This window comes from Luteococcus sp. H91 (genome assembly GCF_038433135.1).
Classification (GTDB): domain Bacteria; phylum Actinomycetota; class Actinomycetes; order Propionibacteriales; family Propionibacteriaceae; genus Luteococcus.
On the sequence record NZ_JBCDMV010000029.1, the window covers coordinates 18,323 to 42,111 of the forward strand.

Below are 23,789 nucleotides of genomic sequence, written 5' to 3' on the forward strand. Positions count from 1 at the left end.
CCGTTCCCGGGGCCCGCCCCGCCCACCTCTCCCACCCACCAAACCCCCACCAGGAGGACCCCATGACCGACGTTGACACCCTGCCCCGGGGCGACGTGACCGCCGCCCTGGCACTTGCCCCGCATCTGTCCGCTGTGGGCGCGGGTCTGGCCGACCCCACAGGTTTCGGGCACTACGTGCACACCCTGCGGAGCCTGGGCGCCCACGACCTCACCAGCGCCCGGGTGGTCGAACCGCACCTGGACGCGTGCGCGATCCTCGCGCAGGCCGGTACCGGGCCGGATGCCTTCGGGGAGGGCAGCACCTGGGGCGTCTACGCCTCGCGAGCCCCGGGTCTGCACGCCACCGAGGTCGACGGCCAGTGGTTCCTGGACGGTGACAAGCCGTGGTGCTCGCTGGCCGACCGGCTCGACCGGGCGTTGGTCACCGCCGGCACGTCCGAGGGCCAGCGGTTGTTCGTCCTGGACCTCGGCGCCGACGGTGTCGACGTCCTCGACCAACCCTGGGTGGCCCGGGGCCTGGCCGACATTCGCTCGACCGGGCTGCGCCTGCACCACGTCCCCGTGGCGCCGGTGGAGGGGCCGAACTTCTACCTGGATCGTCCCGGTTTCGCCTGGGGTGGCATCGGCGTCGCAGCGGTCTGGGCCGGGGGCGTCGACGCGCTGACAGAGCGGGTCCATGCCGCTGCCCGGGACCGGGAACCGGACCAGATCGCCCTGCTCCACCTGGGGCGGTTGGATGCCCTGCGCCACGTGATCGATGCGACGCTGGCCGATGCGGTCCGCCAGGTCGAGACAGGATGCGCCTGCGGCCCCGATGGTGCCCTCCTGGCCGCGCGGGTGCGGTGCATCGTCGCCGAGGCCGGGGAGCTGGCGCTCACCGTCGCCGGCCACGCCCTGGGGCCGGGACCCATGACGGGTGACGAGCGGCATGCCCGGCTGGTGGGTGACCTGACGGTGTACCTGCGTCAGCACCATGCCGAACGCAGCCTGGCAGACCTCGGCCGCCAGTCGCTGGGAGGCTGACGTGGGTGACCGCTGGAGCGCGGCCGCAGCCGGCCGCCCGGAGGGCCAGTGGCTGACCACCGTGCCCTGGGATGAACTGCCGGTCGTGGACCTGACCGGCCTCGCCGACCGCTTTGACCGGATCGTCGTGCTCTCGGCGCACCCCGACGACGAGACGCTGGGGCTGGGGGCGACGCTGGCAGCCCTCGCAGCAACCGGCCCGGCGATCGAGGTCGTCGTCGCCACCCGCGGGGAGGCCTCGCACCCTCACTCCCCCTGCATCTCGCGGGCCGGCTTGGCCGAGGTCCGAGGCGACGAACTCACCGCGGCCCTGGACGAGCTGGGTCTGGCTCCTGCCGAGCACTGGGGCCTGCCCGACGGGCGACTGGGTGAAGCGGACACCAACCTTGCGCTGCAGGCGCTGGTGGACGACCTGCTGCAACGGCACCGGCACGAACGTCTGTTGCTGGCCGCTCCCTGGTCCCACGACGGGCATGCCGACCACGACGCCCTGGGCTGGGTGGCACAGGCCGCCGCCGACGACGCCGCAGTCGCCTGCGTCTCCTACCCGGTGTGGCTGTGGCACTGGGGCACCGACGAAGACCTCCCCGTCGCTGACCTGGTGCTGTCCTGCCCGGGTGCCGAGGCGCTGCACCGTCGGGCCCGGGCGCTGGACTGCTTCGAGAGCCAGCACACCCCATTCGGCAGGGCTCCCGGGGCCGGCCCGGTGCTGACCAGTCAGGCCAGGCAACGTGCCGCTCGAGTGGCCGAGGTGCTCATCGACCCCGACGGCGTGCTCCCCCACCGCCGCGTGCCGGGTGCCGTGGCGCCGGGTGAGTTCGACGCGATGTTCGAGCACGGTGACGACCCGTGGCACGTCGAGACCAGCTGGTACGAGGCACGCCGCCAGGCCCTGGTGGAGGCCATCCTGCCGCACGAGACGCTGGGACGGGTGCTCGACCTGGGTTGTTCCACCGGGCGCCTGACCGCGGCCCTGGCCGCCCGGGCGCGCGAGGTCGTGGCTGTGGACCACTCGGCCGAGGCCCTGCGAGTGGCCCGCGATCGCCACATCACCAATGTCGAGTGGCGGCAGGGTTCCCTGTCGTCTGTCCTGCCGGAGCTGGAGGGGCCCTTTGACCTGGTGGTGCTCTCCGAGGTTGGCTACTTCCTCGACGGTGCCGCGCTGTTGGCGACCCTGTCGGCCGTGACGAGCCTGCTGGAAGCCGATGGCACCGTCCTGGCGGCCCATTGGCGACGCCCCACTCGTGAGATCCCCCTGGACGGACGGCTCGTCGAGGCCCAGGTGGACAGCCTGTGGCCCACGACGGCCCGCTACACCGACGACGACGTGACCATCACCCTCAGCGCGCCGCATCGGCCAGTGGCCCCACGAGGTGGACTGTGAGCGCCCTCGCACCGCTGTCCGCGGCACAGGGCCCAGACGAGACCGGCCACCCCACGCGTGTCACCTCCCTCACCGTGGTGGTACCGGCCTGCAACGAACAAGACACCCTCCCAGACACCCTCAGGCATCTGGACGGGGCCGTCATCGCGCTGGCGGCCATCCGTCCAGACGTGGTGGTGCGACGCCTCGTGGTGCTGGACGGATGCACCGACCGGAGCGCCGAGGTGGCTCGGGCTCACGGCTGCGACGCGCTGCCGGTCACGGTCCGCAATGTGGGGGCCGCACGGCGGGCGGGGGTCGACTGGGCCCTGGCGCAACACGGGACGGCGGACCCCCGGTCGTTGTGGATCGCCTGTACCGACGCCGACACGCACGTGCCGCGCAACTGGCTGGACGAGCAGGTGCGTTGCGCCACGACGGGTATCGACGTGCTCGTGGGCACGGTCGTCCCCGACGGCCGTCTTGACCCCGGACGAATGCGGGCCTGGCTGCAGCGCCACGACCTACGAGAGGGCCACCACCACGTTCACGGCGCGAACCTGGGATTCCGGGCAAGTGCCTACCTCGCGGTGGGAGGCTTTGCCGCCATCGGCGCCCATGAGGACGTGGACCTGGTGGAGCGACTGCGGCGTCAACCGGGGGTGGTGGTCAGCTCCACCGATCGGAACCGCGTCGTCACGTCGAGTCGCCTGCGGGGCCGGGCCCCGGCCGGCTTCTCCCGCTACCTGAAGGCACTGCCGGCGCAGGACGGCCCGTGCGACGAGGGAGCTACCGGACAGGCGCGGCCGTGAGGATCGCCGTTCTGGCCACGAACCGCAACTGCCTGGCGCGCCCCTACGCCGGAGGCATGGAGTCCATCACCGCCGAGCTCGTGGCGGGTTTCCGGGCCCGGGGGCACCACGTCGTCCTGCACGCCGCAGACGGGACGCCGGGCGCCCTGGCCGATGAACTGTTCACCTATCCGCCCTTGCCGCCGCTGTCGGAGGTGTCGCTGCGGGACGCCCAGGTACCCGAAGAGTGGTTCCTCGCGGACCACCACGCCTTCACGGCCTCGTGCGCCATGCTGGCCGCCCGCCGTGACCTGGACGTGATCGCCAACCACAGCTTGCACCACCTCCCGATGTCACTGTCGGGGGCCCTTGGGGCGCCGGTGGTCACCACGTTGCACACACCGCCCTTTCCCTGGATGGAGCTGGGGGCGGCGCTGGCGGCACCGTCGGCCCGGTACGTGGCCGTGTCACGAGCCCTCGCCGCGCAGTGGACGACGCTGGGAGAGGTTGCGGTGGTGCCCAACGGAGTGGACCCCTCGGTGTGGCCGTTGGGAGCCGGATCCCCCGACGGGGACCTGGTGTGGGTGGGGCGATTGACCCCGGAGAAGGCCCCCCACCGAGCCGTCCACGTTGCCCGTCGGCTGGGGCGTCGCCTGGTTCTGGTGGGGCCACCCAGCGACCAGGACTACGTGCGTCGGGTCCTGGACCCGATGCTGGACGAACGGGTGACGATGGCCGGCCACCTGGACGGGCCGGACCTGGCACGAGTCGTCGGGGCCAGTGCCGTGGCGCTGGTGACCCCGGACTGGGACGAACCCTTCGGCCTGGTGTGCGTGGAGCAGGCCCTGTGCGGTACCCCGGTGGTGGCCCTGGGGCGAGGCGGGATCAGGGAGGCCGTGGCCGATGGCGCCGGGGTGGTGGTGCCCGACCACTCCGGCGCCGTCGAGGACGACCGGCTGAAGAGCCTGGCGGCGGCCGTGACCGTGGCCGAGCGCCTGGATCGTGTCCAGGTGCGCCGCGCCGCCGCGGAGGCTGGCGGCCTGGACGCGTGCGTCGAGGCACACCTGGCGGTGCTCCGCGCAGCGTCGGGAGGGCAGGACCCTACGGGATGACGGTGCACCCCGAGCAGCCAGCTTCGCCGGACCGCGCGAAGGATGACAGCTCGGGGATGCTGGACCTCAGGAGTTGGCTTGGCGCTCGATGAGGTCGTCGACGTCACCGGCGTCGATGTCGGAGGCCTGCTGCGCCACTTCGTCCGCGGTGTTGCGGATGGCGGTTCCCGCGGTCTGGCCCTCGGAGAACTGCTCCGTGGGGTGGGTCAGCACCTCCTGGGCCTGGCCGGCGAGGTCGCGGGGGGATTCGGGGGTGTTCGTCATGGGTCTTCCTTTCGTTGGTTGTCCTGATGTGACACGGGGGCCTCACTCGGCCAACAGTTTGCCCACCTGGCTGCGGCGGAGCTCCTCCAGCGTCGCTTCCTGCTGGTCGGCACGACGGGCCAGTTCCTCAAGTTCCGTCGAGTCGAGTCGTTGGTCATTGAGCTGCAGCAGACCCTTCCAGAGCAGACCCTTGCCGTGGACCGCAGTGACGAGCATCTCCAGCTCGATGAGGTCGGACAGCGGGGAACGCTGGGCGAGGCGCTCGTTGGGCTTCAGGCGGCCTGCCTTCTCTCCCAGCCATGCCCCGGCATTCTTCACGGTGGAGGGCTTGGCGCCGACGCGCTCCATGACGCCCTCCAGCGAGGCCTTGTCGGCACGGATCTCGTCGGCCAGGGCCGCGACGACGCTGCGAACAGCCTCGTCGGAGTGGCCCTCGGCGACCCGGTCAAAGGATTCGATGCCAGCGGTGGAGCCGGCAAGGTGGTCCTGGAGGTACGTGGTGATCAGCTGGGACATGGTGTGCTCCTGGGGTGGGAAATGTGGGCACCCAGTGGATTGGGCCGCCAGTTCCAGTATCCGCCCCAGCCCAAGGATCCACCCAAAGCTTCGCGGGTGTGCCATCGTGCAGCCCGGGACACCGAGGAGTCCAGAACCCGCAGATCAACGCAAGGCCTGAAACCCCCCACCGACAGCCAAGAAGCGCTGTCAGTCGAATTGTTGCTACCGTCGCGAGGTGACGCCATCCCAAGGGAACATCTGGTCCTTCACGTCCCCCACCGACTCCTCGGCACCGGTGATCCACCGGACCGCGACGGTGCCACGCCATGGTTGAGCACCGGGCAGGACGTGCCAGCTTCGAGGTCACGCTCGATTCGGCGCTGACCCCCACCGAACTCTGGGACCGGCTTTGGGACCTGAGCCGGCACACGGCCGCAGTCCCGCTCACCCGGGTGCGGAGCAGCGACGGTTCCCCTCTGCGGGAGGGTCAGGGGTTCGTCGCCCGCACCCAGCTTGGCCCGGTGTGGTTCGACGACCGGATGCTGGTGGACACCTGGCAACCGCCCCTCCTGGCCGTCGTGGTGAAGACCGGCCCGATCCTCACCGGCACCATCCGAGCGCGCGTCGAGGCCGCGGGCACCGGAAGCAGGCTGCACTGGCAACAAGAGTTCGGCGCGCGTGGCATTCCGGACACCGTGGCGGCGCTCGCACGTGGGCCCGTCGCCTTCGGCTACGCGCGGGTCTTGCGGCGCATCATAGGCCCTAGCCCCGGTACTGAATCGTGACGTCAGCGCATGGGGATCCCGCCAGCACACCGGCGCCCGGGCAAGCCGTCACGGTTAGCGGCTGACGCTCAACCGGGCTCGGTAAAGCCCCGCGGAGGCCCCTTGGTGCGCATCGGAGCTGGAACATCAAACAGGGCCTTTCCCTCAGTCAACCCAGGAAAACGCCTTGTCATCGATCTTCGCGAAACTGTCGGGGCGACAGGACTCGAAGAGGACGATGACCAGTGCGTTCCCCCGATTCACCAGGCGTTTCTCCTGTTGGGAGGTGGGCCGAGCGGGCGTTCGTGTCTCTCGCGTGTCTTTCGACTGTGGATGGGCCTGAGCCTACCGTTTCGGCATCCCAGAGCGGCGCTGACTTGACCGACAGAGCTTGTAAAACACCGCTGCATGCCGGAGACCGGTTCCGATCGGTTCAGGAACTGCCAGCGCAGTCCTAGCAAGGGCTACCAGCAGGTCATCCCTCAGCAGCCATGTAGTGGCTGCGTAGGAGGCTCGCATCTGCCGATGGGAAACCCAGGAAGTCGAGCACCGATGGCGCCATCGCAAAGACCATGTCAGTGCCCACCTGAATCTGGCAGCCTCGCTGCTGGGCCGCTTTGAGAAGGGGAGTCATATCGGCCTTGAGCGAGACATCCCCCACCAAGCACCCGGGCTCCAGCGCATTGACATTCACGGGCAGCGGGTCTGTGGGATACGTGCCCAAGGGGGTGGCATTCACCACAAGGTCGCACCCTTCCGGGCTAGTATCACCAAGCTCGACCTTCACCGCCGGGAAGTTGTCGGCGACTCTGGCCGCCAGCCTCTCAGAGCTCTCACGATGAGCGTCGTACAGCACAAGTTCCCGTATTCCCTCTTGGGCGAGCGAAGCTGCGATAGCTGACCCGACCCCTCCGCTGCCTACAATCAGGGCTCTCTTGCCGCGCGCCACAAACCCCTTGGCAGAGATTGCGTTGGTGAACCCAGCACCGTCGAACTGATCCCCAATCAAGGTCCCGTCTTCACGACGCAGCACCACATTCGTGGCGCCCGCCACGCGCGCGGTCGAGGTGAGTTCATCCACGAGCTCCAAGGTGGTCACCTTGTGCGGCATGGTGACCAACGCGCCTCTAAGATTCGTGAGTTGAAACACTGCGCGAAAGATCTCCGGGTAGCCCTCAGCACGAGCGCCCATGGGGACGATGACTGCGTCGACGCCAGCCGCAGCGAACCAGCTGTTGTACAGGCGGGGAGATTTGAAGGTCATCGTGGGATACCCCAGATGCGCCACAAGGGTCGTATTTCCTGTGATCATCATTGAACCTCTCTTGGAAATGGAAAGAGCTCTCCACGTCGTCCGTGACGTGGCCTAGAAGCGACCGCTCAGGCGACGTCCGCCGAGTTATCAATGTTCGTCAGATCGACACCCCGCCATTGGCAGGCACGGTTCCCATGCTTTGCCCAGTAGTCATCCCAATGGGCGAGCTTCCACCGGTCGCGGTCCAAGCCCCGCTCCGCGAGACGCACCTGAAGCACTGTCGGCGGCACTCGAACTTGGATTGCCTCGATGTCGACGGACGGCCAGTCAAGTCGCTTGGCAGCATCGGTGATGAAATCGGGATCGTCCAGGTATGGGCTAAAGGGGGCGTCGAGGACGACCGATCGCCCCAAACGAAGATTGGATCCCGCCACGTCGAGCAAAGACTCGTACTCGAGTGGCAACAGCTGCTCCAAGTAGTACGAGTTGGATTCACGATCCCCGGGGTCATACCCAGCCTCGAGGAGCGCGGCCTCAACGAAGCGCGCTGACATCGCATCCTTGTCCAGATAGGCCGCGCCGTTTGACCGAGCAAGGCCTTGAGCGATCGTTGTCTTACCCGATCCAGCGGTCCCGATGACGATCCACAGTCGCGGCCGAGTCATCGCCGGGCAATCTTGATGGCCTCGAGGAAGTCCTTGGCCGCGGCGGTGACCCGGCTGAAGTCTCCGTCCGGCTGCCAGGCCTTAGTGACGGCGCTGCCTACGCCGACGCAGCACGCGCCTGCGGCGAACCAATCTGCGACGTTAGCCGTCGTGACACCGCCGGACGGCATCAACGGCAGGTGCGCCAATGGTGCCGCCACCGCCTTGAGATAGGGAATCCCAGCGCCTTCGGTGGGGAACAGCTTGAGGATGTCCGCACCAGCCTCCGCGGACTCCACAAGCTCGGTCGGGGAATATGCCCCGCTAACGGTTGGGACTTGATAGCGGTTGGCAACGCGGATCATCTCCGGGTTGAGCTGAGGGCTGACCAAGAACTTGGCCCCTGCTTGAACGCAGGCGTAAGCAGAGTGATCGTCGAGGACGGTGCCGGCTCCAATGGCAATGTCCCGGTCGGCGTACTCAGAGCTCAACTTGCGGATCAGGTCCACCGCGCCCGGGGTTGTGAGAGTGATCTCGAGGGCCTTGAAGCCGCCCTCGATGGCGCGGTGGGCAACCTGCTCCGTGGCCGTGATGTCGTCCAACCGGATGATGAGAATCGCTCCGGTGTGGTGGATGGCTTCCAGTGTGCGCTGCTTGGTGAACATCGTCGTCTCCTTGTTGGTGGCACAGCTCCTATTGACAGATCCTCGCACCCGCCATACGGTTTCTGCAACCGATCTCAGCAATCGATCTCAATGAGGAGCGATTCACATGTCAACCGCGCCGATGGACGCATCCGAGCAGCTCGACGCCCGACTACCAGGGCAGTCAAACCCGCCGTCCGGACACGGCTCACCCTCGTGCGCAGCGAAGCCGCGCACCATCGTGATCGGCGCCCACCACTGGCATGTCCCGCTGTACGCACAGGCTCTCCTCGAGACCCACCACGTCGTCGCCATCACCGGAATCCAAACCCCGACGGTCGTGGACCTGGCGACTCTGTGGGAATGCCCGATTCTGGACAGCCTGGACGAGGCGCTTGCCATGCAAGACGTGCAGCTGGCCTATGTCTTCGGCTCACATGACCAGATGGCTGACACATGTCTCGACCTGATCCGACGAGGCATTCCCTTCGTCGTCGAGAAGCCCCTTGGCACATCTCTGGCCGAACTCCAGGCTGTCCGTGCTGCAGCTGAACAGGCGGGGGTGCCTGCCACTGTCCCACTCATCCAGCGGGGTGGCCCTGTCGAGCAGTGGTTGGAGAGGGTCGGCGCACCGGTTTACGAGAGACTCTCCTTCATCGCGGGCCCCCCACAGCGGTACCTGCTCAACGGAAACCCCTGGATGCTCACGCGACAGCAGGCTGGCTGCGGCGCCTTGGCGAATCTTGGCCCCCACTTCATTGACATGTTCCTTCGCCACGTCAATGGATCCGTAGCGGGTCTTGCCTCGAACTTGACGTCCACCCTGCACGAACAGGACGTGGAGGATCATGCGACGCTCATCATCCACACCGATACAGGTGCCGAGGCGATCATTGAGGTTGGCTACGCCTTCCCCGACTCGCCATTGAAGCGCTACTGCAGCTACACAAGCGCGGGCCCTGGAGGCTTCGTGTCGATCGATACCGTCGGCACAGTCATGTTCACTGCAAGCGATGGTCACACCGAGACGGCCCAGATCGACGTGGACAGCGACCCCCTCTATGACCCCTTCGTGCGACAGGTCGCTGCAACTCTCAACTCTGGCTTCGCCGGGATGCCAACTCTCGCCGAACTCGAAGCCTCCATGGATATCGTCTGGCGTGCTCGTGACGCCGATATCCAGGAGAATCAGAATGGCTGACAAAGTGACGATCGATGACGTGGCCAAGCGTGCCGGCGTGCACCGCTCCACTGTCTCGCGAGCCTTCTCCAAACCGGACTCAGTGAACGAGAAGACCCGACGCCACGTTCTGGCCGTCGCCGAGGAGCTCGGTTACGCGATGAGTCCGCTGGCTCAGGCACTGCGCCGTCAGAGTAGCGCCTTCGTCCCCCTGATCGTCCCAGACGTGCTCAACCCCTTCTTCGCCGAGCTCGCCAACTCGGTCAGCCAAGCCGCCCAGAGGCGTGGCTACCAGCTCGTGATGTGTATCACCAATGGCGACGCCGACAGAACGATGCACTACTTGGAGATGATGAATTCGCTCATGTCGCCATTCGGCGTCATTGCGCCCTCGACCCGCTTGGACCTCGAAGAACTGACCAGCACTCCCTTTGGGCGCCGGGTCGTGGTGATTGATCGCGTGGCGCCATCGTCCCCCTCCCCCAGCGTCTCGGTCGACAGCCACCGCGGCATCGAGTTGGCCTTCGAGCATCTGCGATCTCTGGGACACAGCCGAATCGGCTACGTCTCAGGCATTTCAGGTACTCACACGAGCCAAGAGCGACTGAAGTCATACCTAGAGCACGCCGGCAACGACAGTTTGTTGCTGGACGACGGGACCGATGCGAACGCGGGCCTGCGCGCGGCAGCCCACTTCCAATCCATGCAGGACAAGCCCAGCGCAATCATCGCTGCCAACGACCTCACCGCGATGAGCCTCATTGCAGAGCTGGCGAAACGCGGCTTCAAGACGCCTGCCGATGTCTCGGTCATCGGGTTTGACGGCCTCGATCTGGGGGGACGCTGCAATCCCGGACTCACCACAATCCGTCAACCCATCGAACAACTCGGCGACATCGCCCTCGATCTCGCCCTCAAGAGCGTCGATCACGGTGTCACGGAGCATATCTCTCTCACGCCGGACCTGCTGGTCCGTTCATCCACCTCACCATTGGAGCCACGATGAACACTTCACCCGCCCCCTACCCCCGCATGCCAGGATTGCAATACACGGAACACGTCGCCTTCACGGTCCCCAACCTCGACGAGGCGGTGCGCTTCTTCGTCGAGGTGCTCGGGGCCCAGGAGCTGTACCGGGCCAGCCGTCCGGCCGATGCCAGCTTCATGCCTGAGAACTTCGATGTGCCCGCGGATAGCTCCATGACCCTGGCAATGCTCCGATTCCCGCCCAATCTCAACATCGAGTTGTTCGAGTGGTCCTCCGCAGCACGCCGCGAGCTGGCGCCCCGTCACTGCGACGCCGGCGGCCACCACCTCTGCCTGACGGTCGAGGACGTCGCCGCTGCGGTTACCGTCTTGCGCACCATTCCCGGGGTGCGCCTCCTGGGCGACACAAAGACTGTGCCCTCGGACAGCCCCAACATGGCCGGCAGCAATTGGGTGTACTTCCTCACGCCGTGGGGCCTGTTGATGGAGCTGGCCGAACGATCCAAGACGGTCAATTTGCCGGCCTTGGTCGGACCAGCTGAATGGTCTTCCCAAGCCCACCACCCGAATCATCACGAAGGAGCATGATGCGCATCACCGGACACACACTTGGCACACCGCACTGCAACGTGCCCGAGGCACTCGAGCTGTTCAGGTCCATCGGCCTCGACGGCGCAGAGGTCATTTACCAGAACGACTACAGGAGCGGCCTGCCAGTTGGCGACTTGGCTGCGGTCAAGAGTGCCCGCCAGACTGCCGACCAGCTGGATCTTCCGATCTTGGGGCTCACGCCCTACACAACTGCGCATAACTCCCTCAACAACCAGGAATGGACAGCCGCAGTCGACGAGCTTCGTGGGGCAATCGAAGCGGCGGAGCTGTTGGGCGCCAAGGTCATCCGAATCTACGCTGGGTCATGGCACCCAGGCGACGAGGATTTTGAGGGCCACTGGGCGCAGCTGACCAAGGCTCTGTCCGTGCTGGCATCAGAAGCAGCCGACGCTGGCGCCACCCTGTGCGTCGAGAACCACTTTGGCACCATGACCCAGACCGCAGCGGCCACGGCCCGCCTCGTTCGCGAAGTGGGACACGAAGCAGTGCGCGTGCTCTATGACCAGGCCAACCTAACCTTCACCCATGACGAGGATTTCGAACAGGCCTTTCAGGTCCAAGGAGATCTGATCAGCCACGTGCACGTCAAGGATTTGGTCTTCACCGACCCCGACGCCCCCTTCCGGGCAGCTGAGACTGCACGAGTTCAGGCCTCCGAGCGTGCCGTCAAGTCTCGCGTTGTGGGTGAAGGGAGCCTGCCGTGGACCGACATCGTCGGCGAACTCGCCAAGCGCGGTTATGACGGGCTCTTGTCGCTGGAGTACGAGTATCGCTGGCACCCTCAGGACCTTCCCGAGCCCCGCGAGGGCCTGGCCCGCTCGCTCGAACACCTCAAGACCCTGATCAACAAGCAGACGGAGGCGCAGCGATGACCGCCAGGACTCGAGTTGGCGTAGTGGGCGCCGGAAACATCGCGACGATCGCACAGCTGCCCACATTGGTCGACCGCGAAGACATCGAACTGGCGGCCTTGGTCACCCGCAAGGATGATCCGTCCCACCTGATGCGTCGCTGGGGCTTCGGCAAGGCCTACCGCACGGTCGAAGAAATGCTCGAGAGCGAGGAGCTCGGCGCCGCGTTCATCCTGACCCCTCGCTTCGCGCACGCAGAAGCCGTGCAGGCCTGCCTCGCCAACGGACTGGACGTCTTCTGCGAGAAGCCGCTCGCGCCGACTGTCGCTGAGTCACGCGCTCTGGCCGACAGCGCCGACAAAGTGGATCGAATCCTCATGGTTGACTTCAACCGACGCTACGCGCCGGTCTACGCAGCGGGGCGAGAGGCCTTCGGCCACAAGGGCGCCACCTTCTGCGTGGCCCAGAAGAACCGCCCCGGGTCCGAGTATCGAGCGACCTTCGAGAATGCGATTCACATGATCGATCTCATCCGCTGGTACTGCGGCGGCCATCCCATCGAGGTCAGCGCCCATGCGGCGGGTCAGGACGAATGGGAGGAAGACGGCACAGCCGCGCTCATCCGTTTTGACAATGGCAACACCGGCATCCTCACCGCCGCACGAACGGCTGCCCGCTGGGGAGAGAAGCTGGACGCCTACGGACACAGCACCTCCGTCGAGATCATCGCCCCCGAGTCCATTTCGATCAGCACACCCACCGGTACCACCAGCCGCAGCCTCAGTTCTGAAGCCTTCGGCTGGGCCACAGCCACCCAGACCCTCGGATTTGCAGAAGCCGTCCACCATTTCCTGGACCGGATCAAGGATCGGAACCAGCCACTGACCAGCGCCCGAGAAGCGGTTGCAACGCAACAACTGCTCGACCAGATCCTCACCGCTGCAGGCCTCCCCACTCATGAGGCGCCAAATCGGGAGTGGACAAGTCAGGCCACCTCGCAGATCGGAGGCACTCGCTGAACCAGCACAGCCGCCGCAAGCGCGGCACAAGGGCCTACTGATCACAGCGAGCGCCCCCTCAATCACAGCAATGACTCGTCTTCTCGATGGCAGTCGACCACGAGTCACGCGAACACCCAAATGACTGGGATCCCTGCAGGATCCCTCGCACACAGGAGAGTTCAATGTCGAACGGTATCAGCGCCTCGGCGACTACCCCTACCCCAAGCGGGCGGCTTCCACACAATCCACGAACCCGCACCAATCTCATCGCAGGTACGGTCGGACACTTCGTCGAGTGGTTCGACTGGTACATCTACGGCCTGATGGCAAAGACCTTCTCGCCGCTGATCTTCCCCAGTCACTCCGAGCACGCCTCGCTCATGGCGGCGTTGCTCACCTACGCGATCGGTTTCGTGATCCGTCCCTTCAGCGGTCTGATCATCTCCCCACTCGCAGACCGCTACGGCAGGCGCATCGTGCTGACCATGTCTGTCTCGGGCATGGCTCTGGGCTCACTTATCATCGGCCTCACCCCCAGCTACGCCACTATCGGGCTCGCAGCGCCCATCCTCTTCGTCGTGGCCAGAATCCTGCAAGGGATCTCGGCCGGCAGCGAGCAGCAAAGCGCCATCTCCTTCATGGTCGAGCATGCCCCCGCCAATCGTCGCGGACTATTCGGGTCCTTCTCCAACATGGCCAGCGGCTTGGCCACCTTGGTCGCCACCGGCTGCGCCGCACTCGTGACGGGTCTTCTCGAGCCCGCTCAGGTTATTGCCTGGGGCTGGCGCCTCCCCTTCATCCTGGGCGGCGTCCTCGGCCTGGTCGGTCTCTACGCCCGCACCCATGCCGACGAGACCGATGAGTACAAGGACAGCGCCACCGTCGACACCGAAACAGCTGGAGCAAGACTTCTGAGCCTCTTCCGCAACCACCCCAAGCAGCTGATTCAGGCAGCGGCCCTGTCTGCGCCTGCTGTCGCTTACTACACATGGGCAACCTTCCTCCCCACCTATGCACAGATCACTTCGGGGCGAAGTGCGGCCTCCACCCTGACCGGCAGTGTGATTGGTCTGGCCCTGCTCGTCGCCATCGTGCCCCTCTGCGGGTGGCTGTCCGATGTAATGGGACGCCGCAAGATCTTCCCAATCATCGGCGCGGTCGGCATGATCATCCTCTTCTACCCACTCCTACTGCTGCTCCAGCGCCCCGGCTTCCTCGTTTACGTCGTCGTGGCAGCCTCAGGGTGGGTATTCCTCGGGATCTGGCAGGCGGTCTACCCAACCATCCAGGCAGAGCTCTTCCCAGCCTCCAAGCGAGTCTCTGGCATTGGACTCGCCCACCAGCTCGTCATCGCCTCACTCGGTGGCACTGCCCCCGCCATCGCTGCAGCCTTCGTGGGCGCTGGCCATCCCCTGTGGGTCGCCTGGTACATGGTGGGGATCGTGGCAATCTGCCTAGTCATCTACCTAACCATTCCCGAGACCGGCAGCCGAACCGGACGCGCAACCGTCGCACTCGAGGACGCTGAGCTGACACAAGCCCGCCGGAGCTGACCACAACCGCACGACTGACTGTGGCGTGGCCCCTCTCGGGCCACGCCACAGCCGCGCCAAGAGCGGACCCTGCCCCCGGGTGTAGGCATTGAACCCGCTGTCAGCCGCCCGCTATCGGGAACGTCACTCGACGTCGGGGGCGAAGTCAGACGCGGCCGACGCTCACCCGCTCGCGAAGATCGTCCGCATCGACCGGGCCCACCACCGCCCGACCGGCGTGGTGCTTGCAGGGCTGATCACCGCCACGATCGGATCACCTCGGCAACGGCGTGGTCCTCACGGGGACCACCCAGGTCAGCGACATCCGCCAGCGCGGCAGCAAGGTCGACCCGAGGTTCCTCCTGAACGTGGATTCGCACCGGTCCGCGCGGATCTTGCTCCAACCAGAAGTCCTCGACCAGTCCGCGAGCACCTCGCTGGGTCAAGTGCAGGTCGATAACCGACCCCATCGCCAGCCCCAGCCGAGGGTGCAACGCCCCCGCCGCCGCCGCCGCCCAGCGATACTGCTGCAGGATCTCGTCCGCGCTCCCCCGCATCGTGAATCGGTGAATCGGGTGGCGCTTGGAGAGCCACGACCGCAGCAGTTTCGCCGGCTCATTGGCGGCCACCAGCCGGTCCAGACGGGTCCGAAGCCGGTGCCGCTCCGTGGCACTGAGGCTGAGGAAGTGCCCCACGTCAGAATCCCCTTCAGCCCTGGCCATCACATCGAGGAAACCCGCCGCCATCCGAGGCGACATGGGTCGCGCTCGACCACGACGGGCGTCAGCCACCCGCCCCACGTCATCCGCGTCGACAACCCAGGAGCCGCCCACCTTCTCGGCAGGCAGACTGCCGTCAGCAATCAGGCGAGCGACGACGGTGCGGGAGACACCCAGCCGCTGCGCGACCTCACCAGTGGACATGCTCGACATACACACTATTGTGTGGCCGATGACACATTAGTATCAATGGGTGCTGGCGCGAGTTGAGCTCAGCGCGTGCTAACCACCTCGTCGATGGGCACATCGGCATCGATGTCGCCAGCGAGTGTCGCGAGCGCCGCTCGACGCTTCATCGTGCGCTCCCGCAGATAACGCTCCACCTCGGATGCTCTGACGTTCCGAGAGACTCCCCCACCAGTGGCCTCGATCGCGCCACGGTCGATGAGTCTGGCCACGATCAACTGGCTGACACCGAGATCGTCCGCAACTGCCTCGACACTGAGCAGTTCTTCCGCCTGGCCCTGGAGCACCTCACCCCCTTTGGTCAGGTCAGGGACGCCCAACGAGCGGCTCATCGTCGAGCCAGTCGACGTCCGCGCACACGAGCCCGGCCGCCACTGCCTCAGCCGTGCCGCGCCACGATGCCTCAGCTTCCTCCAGCAGGCGCGCCTGTCCAGTAGAGAAGGACGCCAGGGCAGCATCCCTGAGCTCGGTGGCGCAGGCCGACCGATCCTCGGGAGTCAGCGCCATCATCCACGGGTACACCTCAGACATCGCCGCAACCGGTTCAGACTGACCCCGCAGCAGGGCTTGGGTGAACTGGGCAGCAGAGTCCAGCAAGTGGTCCATCTCGGCAGCCCGTCTCGCAGCCATCAACACCATGGGTTCTCCATCCCGCCGAGTGACCGTCACCGGCCCCTGCTCAGCCTCGGCGAACACCTCGGCCGACTTCTTGCTCAAATCGGAGGACCGCCGCGTCACCGTCATGGCATTGCCCACGAATCGCCCCGAACTCGCACTCCTCGCCGTGGTGTGCGCAGCAGAACGCTTGGTCGCCTTGGACCCAGTCTCGATGGATGCCATGCCCCAATGATAGTTCGGAACATGTTCCGAACTCCACTGACTGTTCGGGCCGGCGCTCAGCGACAGCCCTCGGACTGGGCCGCATCCGGTGGACTTCACCTGCTCGGGCGGCGTCCCCCGACCACCACGAGCGTCGTGCTCCGGCTCGCCGCAGGCCGCCCACCACGCCGGTCACCACCCGGCTGCTCAGCCCGCCAGCTTTCGCCCAACCGCTCCCCTTCCGTCGTGAACCTGGATCGCCGTCGAGGCCAGCTCGTCTGGATCAGCCACCGCAGCCTGTCCCGATGAACCCTCGACATTCAGGACAACCCCGCTGTCACTGCTCGGTGCTCACGAACACCCCGGAGAAACGAGAACCTCGAAGTCGCACACACCTCTTGCACTTCCGACCTCGGCAGCCTTCCAGCGCCCCAGCTGAAGGCCAGCTGTATCGACGTCCGGGACCCGACACCTACGCAGAATCCCAATGATGCAAGCACTAGTCTGGCCACATCCCCCACCCCAGAGGATGGCAATGAAGCTTGAAGAGCTCGAGCGCGGCCAAGTGGTCAGCGGCATCATTCCCGGCACCCCTGTGAAGCTGATCGACATCAACTGGCCGGGGCCGAACTCGATCGAGGTCGTCTATGCCACTGACGGCCTGTACAACGCCAGGATCCTCTTCCGCGAGCATGAGGAAGATCTGAGGCTCGCTCATGCGAACCGCCGCCCGTTCGACGCCCCTGCCAGCGATTTCAAGCTTGCGGCGGAGGCTCAGCGGATCAAGATGGCGGGCATCTACGACCCGATGCTGGCTGTCTCGACCAGCGATGTGCAGCCCCTGCCCCACCAGCTGACCGCCGTCTACCAGGAACTCCTGCCCCGCACTCCCCTGCGTTTCCTGCTCGCCGATGACCCGGGTGCTGGCAAGACGATCATGGCTGGGTTGTTCATCAAGGAACTGCTTCTGCGCGATGACGTGCACCGCTGCCTGATCGTGGCCCCGGGCGGGCTGGTGGAGCAGTGGCAGGACGAGCTGTACTTCAAGTTCGGGCTGGAGTTCGAGCTGCTGACCAATCCGATGATCCAGGCCACCGTCCACGGCTCGGTCTTCGACTCGCACCCGCTGCTGATCGCCCGCATGGACCAGCTCTCCCGCAATGACGAGCTCAAGGACCGCCTGCGCACCTCCGAGTGGGACCTGGTCATCGTCGACGAGGCCCACCGCATGGGCGCCCACTACTTCGGCAACGAGCAGCGCTTCACCCGCCGCTTCGAACTAGGCCAAATCCTCGGGGAGGTCACCCGCCATCTGCTCCTGATGACCGCCACCCCGCACTCGGGCAAGGAGGACGACTTCCAGCTCTTCCTCACCCTTCTCGACCCGGACCGGTTCGCCGGAAAGGCCACCCAGAAGGCCGACACCGCCGGCATCATGCGCCGCATGGTCAAGGAGCAGCTGCTCACCTTCGAGGGCAAGCCCCTGTTCCCCGAACGCATCGCCGAGACGGTCCCCTACGAGCTCACCCCGGACGAGCAGGAGCTCTACGAGGCCGTCACCCACTACGTCCGCGAGGGCATGAACCGCGCCGAGCGGCTCAACGACCAGCGCAAGAACACCGTCGGATTCGCCCTGACCGTCCTGCAACGCCGCGTCGCCTCCAGCCCCGAGGCGATCTACCAGTCACTCGTGCGCCGCTCCGAGCGACTCACCAAGCGCCGCACCGACCTGGTCAACGGCGTCCTGGTCGACGACTCGAAACTCGACACGGTCGACCTCGAGGGCCTCGATGACGACGACTACACCGCCGAGCAGACCGAGCAGCTCGAGAACGAGCTGATCGACCAAGCCACCGCCGCCGCCACCCTCGAAGAGCTGGACGCCGAACTGGCCGAACTGGGCATGCTGATCGGCAAGGCCGCGCAGGTGCGGGCCTCGGGGACGGACAAGAAGTGGTCCGAACTGTCGCGCATCCTGCAGGACGAAACCATCGCCCGCGCCACCGACGGGCGCCCGCGCAAGCTGATCGTGTTCACCGAACACCGCGACACCCTCAACTACCTCCAGCAGCGCATCAGCAGCCTGCTGGGCCGGCCCGAACAGGTGGTCGCGATCCACGGTGGCGTCTCGCGTGTGGAGCGGCGCCAGATCACCGAGGAATTCACCCACAACCCCGACGTGCAGATCCTGCTCGCCACCGACGCTGCCGGCGAGGGCCTCAACCTGCAAGTCGCGCACCTCATGGTCAACTACGACCTTCCTTGGAACCCCAACCGCATCGAACAGCGTTTCGGCCGCATCCACCGCATCGGCCAGACCGAGGTCTGCCGGCTGTGGAACCTGGTCGCCGACAACACCCGCGAAGGCGAAGTGTTCACCGCCTTGCTCGGCAAACTGGACCAGATGCGCCAAACCTACGGCGGACGCGTCTTCGACGTGCTCGGCGAGGCCTTCGCAGGGACTCCCCTGCGCACGCTTCTCCTCAACGCGATCCGATACGGCGACGATCCCGAAGTGCGCGCCCGCAACAACCAGGTGATCAAGGCGGATGTCGGGGACGGACTGAAGGAGCTGTTGGACGAACGCGCCCTGGCCGCCAATCCCCTCACCGACGGCCTCGATGAACTGCGCCGCGCGATGGACGAAGCCCGCGCCCGCCGCCTGCAACCCCACTACATCCAGCAGGCCTTCACCGCCGCCTTCACCCGACTCGGCGGCAAGCTCACCCGCCGCGAACACGGCCGCTACGAGATCCGTCACGTCCCCGCCAGCCTGCGCACCAACCTCGACCGGCCGATCGCCTCCCGCTACGAACGGGTCTGCTTCGACCTCGCCCACATCCAACCCGACGGCCTCACCAGGGCCGAGCTCATCGCCCCCGGCCACGCCCTCCACGACGCCGTCATGGACGCCATCACCCGCGAGTTCGACAACGCCTTGGAGGCCGGCACCGTGCTGATCTCACCGGCCATCGACACCCCACAACTGCTCGTCGGCCTCGTCGAGGAAATCACCAACGCCGCAGACCCCACCCCCGTCGCCCGACGCTTCTCCTACGCCTGGGTCGACGACCAGGGCCAAGTCGCCGACGCCGGACCCGCCCCCTACCTCGACTGCACTCCCGCACCGACCAACCATGCTGCGGTCGAGCAGGCCCGCCAGCTGCCCTGGATCGCCCACGCGGAGAAGGCCGCCAGCGACTGGATCATCACCCAACGCCTCCCCCAGTACCTGGGCGAGGTCAAGCCCCGCATCACCGCAGAGATCGACAAGACCCGCACCCAAGTCACCAACCGACTCATCAACGAACGCGACCGGCTCGTCTTCGACGCCATCGCGGCCGCTGACAAGGAACGCGCAGGCGAGCCCGTCAAGCTGTCCTCGGAGCACCTGAACCGCAAGGCCGAGGAACTCGAAGCCCGACGCATCGCCCGCATGGCCCTGCTCGACAAGCAAGCCGCCCTGTCGATCCGGCCGCCGCGGATCATCACCACCGCCCTCGTGCTGCCCGGCAGCATGTTCACCGACGACGAGCTCCCACCCCACTTCGCCCGCGAGACCAAAGAGGTCGAGCGCCGCGGCGTCGAGCTGGCCCTCGCCAGCGAACGCGCCCTGGGACGGATCCCCGAAGAACAGCCCTTCAACAACCCCGGCTTCGACATCCGCTCCATCGACCCCACCACTGGACAGAGCCTGTGCATCGAGGTCAAGGCCCGCATCAAGGGCGCCGACACTTTCAACATCAGCCACACCGAAGTGCTCACGGCCAAGAACATGCAGCCCGACTACCGACTCGCCATGATCGAGGTCTCCCCTGACGGACCCGAGCGCGACCGCATCGTCTACGTCGACGACCCCTTCGCCACCACCATCCTCGGCGATCTGCAAACCGAGTACATCGCCCTCAAATGGCTCCCTATGTGGGACCGCGGCAACCCACCGCACTGACCCAAAGGATCCCCCGACCATGCCGATCCAGATCGTCGCCCTCTACGTCGAACCAGCCGTCCAGGCCGGTCTCGACAGCGGTGCCCTCGTCCAGTACGGCGGAGTCGTCCGCGATGCAGGGGGTGCCATCGCACAACACCTGCCCACCGTCGCCGAACTCGCCGTCAAGAAGGCGAAGGACATCGCCCCACAAGCCAAGGCCCTGGCTGCCCACGCGAAGAACCCCGTCGTCATCGCCGGCGCCGCCACAGTCCTCGCGGTCGGAGCCGCGGCCGCCGGAACCGCCACCCTCGTGGATCGCCGCAAGCACGCCCTCAAACGTCGCCTCAACAAGGCCTTGACCGCCTACATCACCGCGGGTCAGGACCAGAGCCTCACCACCGAGCACATCGACCGCACCATCGAGACCCTCGACGCGCTCACCACGGACAAACCCACCATCGCCCTCGACGATCTCGGGCTCGAAGCGCTGGCGGCCAACATCGACGACTTCACGCAGCGCCTCGCAAACGCCAACCCCACCGCGCTCGCCCAACCGATTGGGAACCCGGCCACGCTTGCCGGGATGCGCGCGAACCTGGCCTACCAGCGAGCCCTGCTCCACACTCCCAAGGAACTTCCTCCCGCGTGAGCTGAAACTCACCCCCGTGACCGGCACACTTGGACACACCGGTACGGGGACCGGAACAAACCACCGCGCCCCCATGCTGGGAGCGCCACAGCATGAAGGAACTGGTGACCCAGCCGTGGCAGTCAAGCGCAAGCTGATCGAGGTATCCCTCCCGTTGGAGGCGATCAACCGTGAATCAGCCAGGGAGAAGTCGATCCGCCACGGCCACCCCTCCACCCTCCACCTGTGGTGGGCCCGCCGACCGCTCGCAGCAGCCAGGGCCGTGCTGTTCGCCCAGCTCGTCGACGACCCCTCCAGCGACGACACCCTGACCGAGGAAAAGCAGCGCATCGAACGCGACCGGCTGCACCGCATGATCGAACAGCTCGTCGTGTGGGAGAACACCTGCGACGAGAAACTCCTCGAAGCCGCGCACCAGGAGATCCTAAAATCCACCAACGGCAACCCGCCGCCGATCCTGGACCCCTTCGCCGGCGGCGGCACCATCCCGCTCGAAGCCCAGCGCCTCGGGCTCGAAGCCCACGCCTCCGACCTGAACCCAGTCGCCGTACTGATCAACAAGGCCCTGATCGAGATCCCGCCCAAGTTTAAGGACCAGCCCCCCGTCTTCCCAGGCCTCGCCGACACCCGAAACTCATGGAAGGGCGCCGAAGGCCTAGCCGCCGACGTGCGGGCCTACGGCGACTGGATGCGCGACCAAGCCCAGCAGCGCATCGGCCACCTCTACCCCAAGGCCACACTCCCCGACGGCACCACCGCCAACGTCATCGCTTGGATCTGGGCGCGCACCGTCACCTGCCCCAACCCCGCTTGCCGAGCTGAGACGCCTCTCACTCGTTCATGGTGGCTAGGGAAGAAGAAGGGCAAGGAGGCGCACATCGCGCCCAATGTCGTGCACAGCCAAAGTGGGACACACATCACCTTTGCTGTCGTGGATGGCCCGCCCGTCAATCCTGCAGTCGCAGACGCGGGCACTGTTGGCCGAACCGGGGCTACCTGCGTCGCCTGTAGCACTGGAATCCCCTTGCAGTACATCAAGGAGCAAGGACGTGAGCGCGCCTTGGGCACGGTGCTCATGGCGGTCGCAGCAGAGGGTAGTCGTCGCCGCATCTATCTGTCCCCTACCGCAGATCAAGTCTCTGCCGCAGCGGTGCCCATCCCAGCTCACTCCGTGGAAGGGACTCTCGGCTACTATCCCCGAGATCTGAAGGCGCCCACGTACGGCTTGACCCACTTTGTGGACCTCTTCACGGCACGGCAGCTCCAAGCCCTAACGACGCTGAGCGATCTGGTCGTGGAGGCACGGGAGCGCCTACTCAGTGACACCGCCCATCACTCGCTCGCCCGCAGTCGCCCGGCCGAGGAGTACGCAGACGCGATTGCTACTTACCTCGCGATGGCGCTGAGCCGAACCCTGAATAAGAGCACCTCGATCAATACTTGGGACAGCAGCCCGAAGATGGAAGCTGTCCGAGGCCTCTTTGCTCGTCAGGCCATTCCGATGGCGTGGGACTTTGCCGAAGCGAATCTCGCCGGCGGCTCGTCCGGGGACTACGGCAATGACCTCAACTGGGTGGCATCAGTTCTCGAGCGCCATTACGTGACTGCCACCGCCACAAGTACAGCGCGCCAAGCAGACGCTGCCCAAGTGCTGACTTCCGGAGTGCTGGTCAGTACAGACCCGCCCTACTACGACAACATCGGCTACTCCGACCTGTCGGATTTTTTCTACGTCTGGCTACGCCGTTCGCTGCGCGATGTCCATCCCGAGTTGTTGTCGACGATGCTGGTGCCGAAGGCCGAGGAGCTTGTGGCCAACCCATACCGGCACGACGGCAAGGACGGAGCGAAGCGGTTCTTCGAGGATGGTTTCCGGCAGGTCTTCGCCAATGCGCGTGAGCAAGCCCTGAGGGATTTTCCGATCACGGTGTACTACGCCTTCAAGCAGTCCGAGTCCGACCTCACCGGCACGGCATCGTCGGGTTGGGAAACGCTGCTGGAGGGCATGATCCGCTCGGGTTGGCAGATCACCGCCACGTGGCCGATGCGCAGCGAGCTGAGCAATCGCATGATCGCCTCGGGCACCAATGCGCTCGCATCGTCCATCGTGTTGTCGTTGCGTCCGCGTCCGGAGGACGCGCCGATGGTGGATCGACGTGGGTTCATCAAGGCCTTGCAGGCAGAGCTTCCCGATGCGCTGCGGAAGCTGCAGCAGGGCGCCGTGGCACCTGTCGATCTGCCCCAAGCGGCGATCGGTCCAGGCATGGCGGTGTTCTCCCGCTATTCGGGTGTGATCGAACCTGATGGGTCGAAGATGACCGTTCGTTCAGCGTTGGCGCGGATCAACGAGATCCTGGATGAGGTGCTCAATGAGCAGGAGGGTGATCTGGATCCGACGAGTCGGTTCGCGATCGCTTGGTTCAAGCAGCACGGCTACCAGTCCGGTTCCTACGGTGACGCGGACAGTCTGGCCCGGGCACGCAACACCAGCGTCGATGTGATGGACCGCGACGAGATCCTCACCAGCCGCGCGGGCAAGGTGCAGCTGCTGCGGCCGTCTGATCTGCCGGCGTCGTATGACGTGGCGACCGATTCGCACACGTCGAACTGGGAGGCGGCGCACCACATCATCCGGGTCCTCGAGTCCGAGGGCATCAACCAGGCCGGTGTGTTCCTGCGCCAGGCGAAGGCCCGTGCGGATGCTGCGGTGGATCCGGACCAGGTCAAGGAGCTTGGCCACCTGCTCTACCGCGTGTGCGAGGCGCAGGGCTGGACGAAGGAGGCCATCAGCTTCAACACTCTGGTCACCTCGTGGCCCGACATCGTCGCAGCATCCCGCGACCACTCTCTTCAGACAGGCCACGCCCAGGGTGCGTTCGACTTCACCGACGAGGAGAACTGA

The 23,789-nt window shown here is 66.0% G+C and carries 22 protein-coding genes; 14 read left to right on the forward strand and 8 right to left on the reverse strand.

The window, feature by feature from the left end:
* Positions 1-62: 62 nt before the first annotated feature.
* From AAEX57_RS13910 to AAEX57_RS13925, 4 genes are read left to right on the forward strand one after another with little or no spacing between them, the layout of a single operon-like run.
* A complete protein-coding gene (locus tag AAEX57_RS13910) occupies positions 63-1,025 on the forward strand; it encodes an acyl-CoA dehydrogenase family protein (protein ID WP_342092870.1) in 963 nt (320 codons plus the stop codon).
* Positions 976-2,409 (forward strand): bifunctional PIG-L family deacetylase/class I SAM-dependent methyltransferase, encoded by a 1,434-nt coding sequence (locus AAEX57_RS13915; protein ID WP_342092871.1) that lies wholly within the window; start codon positions 976-978, stop codon positions 2,407-2,409. The genes AAEX57_RS13910 and AAEX57_RS13915 overlap by 50 nt, the downstream gene beginning before the upstream one ends.
* Positions 2,406-3,200 carry a glycosyltransferase gene (locus AAEX57_RS13920; protein ID WP_342092872.1) on the forward strand — a complete coding sequence of 265 codons (795 nt, stop codon included), beginning with the start codon at positions 2,406-2,408 and terminating at the stop codon, positions 3,198-3,200. Before AAEX57_RS13915 ends, AAEX57_RS13920 begins: the two co-directional genes overlap by 4 nt.
* The gene (locus AAEX57_RS13925) at positions 3,197-4,291 is read left to right on the forward strand and encodes a glycosyltransferase (RefSeq protein WP_342092873.1); all 1,095 of its coding nucleotides are present in this window, start codon (positions 3,197-3,199) and stop codon (positions 4,289-4,291) included. The genes AAEX57_RS13920 and AAEX57_RS13925 overlap by 4 nt, the downstream gene beginning before the upstream one ends.
* A 66-nt stretch (positions 4,292-4,357) precedes the next feature.
* Here AAEX57_RS13925 and AAEX57_RS13930 read toward each other — a convergent pair whose 3' ends face one another.
* Positions 4,358-4,555: a hypothetical protein gene (locus tag AAEX57_RS13930; protein WP_342092874.1), complete on the reverse strand. Its 198-nt coding sequence runs from the start codon at positions 4,553-4,555 to the stop codon at positions 4,358-4,360.
* 42 nt (positions 4,556-4,597) lie between these two features.
* Positions 4,598-5,071, reverse strand: coding sequence for a hypothetical protein (locus AAEX57_RS13935; RefSeq protein ID WP_342092875.1), 474 nt, complete (start codon positions 5,069-5,071; stop codon positions 4,598-4,600).
* A 308-nt stretch (positions 5,072-5,379) separates the two neighbouring features.
* On the opposite strand from AAEX57_RS13935, the gene AAEX57_RS13940 reads away from it, so the two are divergent.
* Entirely contained in the window at positions 5,380-5,838 is a 459-nt protein-coding gene (locus tag AAEX57_RS13940) for an SRPBCC family protein (RefSeq protein ID WP_342092876.1), read from the forward strand.
* 454 nt (positions 5,839-6,292) lie between these two features.
* Here the strand turns inward: AAEX57_RS13940 and AAEX57_RS13945 are convergent, their stop codons facing one another.
* From AAEX57_RS13945 to AAEX57_RS13955, 3 genes are all read right to left on the reverse strand, one after another.
* Complete coding sequence (locus AAEX57_RS13945; protein WP_342097798.1) at positions 6,293-7,132, reverse strand: shikimate dehydrogenase family protein; 840 nt, start codon at positions 7,130-7,132, stop codon at positions 6,293-6,295.
* A gap of 65 nt (positions 7,133-7,197) precedes the next feature.
* Positions 7,198-7,737 (reverse strand): AAA family ATPase, encoded by a 540-nt coding sequence (locus AAEX57_RS13950; protein ID WP_342092878.1) that lies wholly within the window; start codon positions 7,735-7,737, stop codon positions 7,198-7,200.
* A complete protein-coding gene (locus AAEX57_RS13955; protein ID WP_342092879.1) occupies positions 7,734-8,381 on the reverse strand; it encodes a bifunctional 4-hydroxy-2-oxoglutarate aldolase/2-dehydro-3-deoxy-phosphogluconate aldolase in 648 nt (215 codons plus the stop codon). Before AAEX57_RS13955 ends, AAEX57_RS13950 begins: the two co-directional genes overlap by 4 nt.
* A gap of 106 nt (positions 8,382-8,487) precedes the next feature.
* Here AAEX57_RS13955 and AAEX57_RS13960 point away from each other — a divergent pair, with 106 nt between their 5' ends.
* The 6 genes from AAEX57_RS13960 to AAEX57_RS13985 all read left to right on the forward strand — a co-directional run bounded on the left by AAEX57_RS13960 (position 8,488) and on the right by AAEX57_RS13985 (position 14,544).
* Positions 8,488-9,561, forward strand: a complete 1,074-nt coding sequence (locus tag AAEX57_RS13960; protein WP_342092880.1) for a Gfo/Idh/MocA family protein — start codon at positions 8,488-8,490, stop codon at positions 9,559-9,561.
* Positions 9,554-10,546: a LacI family DNA-binding transcriptional regulator gene (locus tag AAEX57_RS13965; RefSeq protein ID WP_342092881.1), complete on the forward strand. Its 993-nt coding sequence runs from the start codon at positions 9,554-9,556 to the stop codon at positions 10,544-10,546. The genes AAEX57_RS13960 and AAEX57_RS13965 overlap by 8 nt, the downstream gene beginning before the upstream one ends.
* Positions 10,543-11,115, forward strand: coding sequence for a VOC family protein (locus AAEX57_RS13970; protein WP_342092882.1), 573 nt, complete (start codon positions 10,543-10,545; stop codon positions 11,113-11,115). The genes AAEX57_RS13965 and AAEX57_RS13970 overlap by 4 nt, the downstream gene beginning before the upstream one ends.
* Positions 11,112-12,011: a sugar phosphate isomerase/epimerase family protein gene (locus tag AAEX57_RS13975; RefSeq protein ID WP_342092883.1), complete on the forward strand. Its 900-nt coding sequence runs from the start codon at positions 11,112-11,114 to the stop codon at positions 12,009-12,011. The genes AAEX57_RS13970 and AAEX57_RS13975 overlap by 4 nt, the downstream gene beginning before the upstream one ends.
* The gene (locus AAEX57_RS13980; protein WP_342092884.1) at positions 12,008-13,009 is read left to right on the forward strand and encodes a Gfo/Idh/MocA family protein; all 1,002 of its coding nucleotides are present in this window, start codon (positions 12,008-12,010) and stop codon (positions 13,007-13,009) included. The genes AAEX57_RS13975 and AAEX57_RS13980 overlap by 4 nt, the downstream gene beginning before the upstream one ends.
* A 164-nt stretch (positions 13,010-13,173) precedes the next feature.
* On the forward strand, positions 13,174-14,544 hold the full coding sequence (locus AAEX57_RS13985; protein WP_342092885.1) for an MFS transporter: 1,371 nt from the start codon (positions 13,174-13,176) through the stop codon (positions 14,542-14,544).
* 236 nt (positions 14,545-14,780) lie between these two features.
* Here AAEX57_RS13985 and AAEX57_RS13995 read toward each other — a convergent pair whose 3' ends face one another.
* The 3 genes from AAEX57_RS13995 to AAEX57_RS14005 are packed head-to-tail and all read right to left on the reverse strand — an operon-like array spanning position 14,781 to position 16,328.
* Positions 14,781-15,455 (reverse strand): helix-turn-helix domain-containing protein, encoded by a 675-nt coding sequence (locus AAEX57_RS13995; RefSeq protein WP_342092889.1) that lies wholly within the window; start codon positions 15,453-15,455, stop codon positions 14,781-14,783.
* A gap of 59 nt (positions 15,456-15,514) precedes the next feature.
* Positions 15,515-15,820, reverse strand: coding sequence for a helix-turn-helix domain-containing protein (locus AAEX57_RS14000; protein ID WP_342092890.1), 306 nt, complete (start codon positions 15,818-15,820; stop codon positions 15,515-15,517).
* Positions 15,795-16,328, reverse strand: coding sequence for a hypothetical protein (locus tag AAEX57_RS14005; RefSeq protein WP_342092891.1), 534 nt, complete (start codon positions 16,326-16,328; stop codon positions 15,795-15,797). The genes AAEX57_RS14000 and AAEX57_RS14005 overlap by 26 nt, the downstream gene beginning before the upstream one ends.
* A gap of 514 nt (positions 16,329-16,842) precedes the next feature.
* Here AAEX57_RS14005 and AAEX57_RS14010 point away from each other — a divergent pair.
* The 3 genes from AAEX57_RS14010 (at position 16,843) to AAEX57_RS14020 (ending at position 23,789) form a co-directional block, all read left to right on the forward strand.
* A complete protein-coding gene (locus AAEX57_RS14010; RefSeq protein ID WP_342092892.1) occupies positions 16,843-20,256 on the forward strand; it encodes a helicase-related protein in 3,414 nt (1,137 codons plus the stop codon).
* Positions 20,257-20,275: 19 nt separating this feature from the next.
* Complete coding sequence (locus tag AAEX57_RS14015; RefSeq protein ID WP_342092893.1) at positions 20,276-20,887, forward strand: hypothetical protein; 612 nt, start codon at positions 20,276-20,278, stop codon at positions 20,885-20,887.
* Positions 20,888-21,002: 115 nt separating this feature from the next.
* Positions 21,003-23,789, forward strand: coding sequence for a DUF1156 domain-containing protein (locus AAEX57_RS14020; RefSeq protein WP_342092894.1), 2,787 nt, complete (start codon positions 21,003-21,005; stop codon positions 23,787-23,789).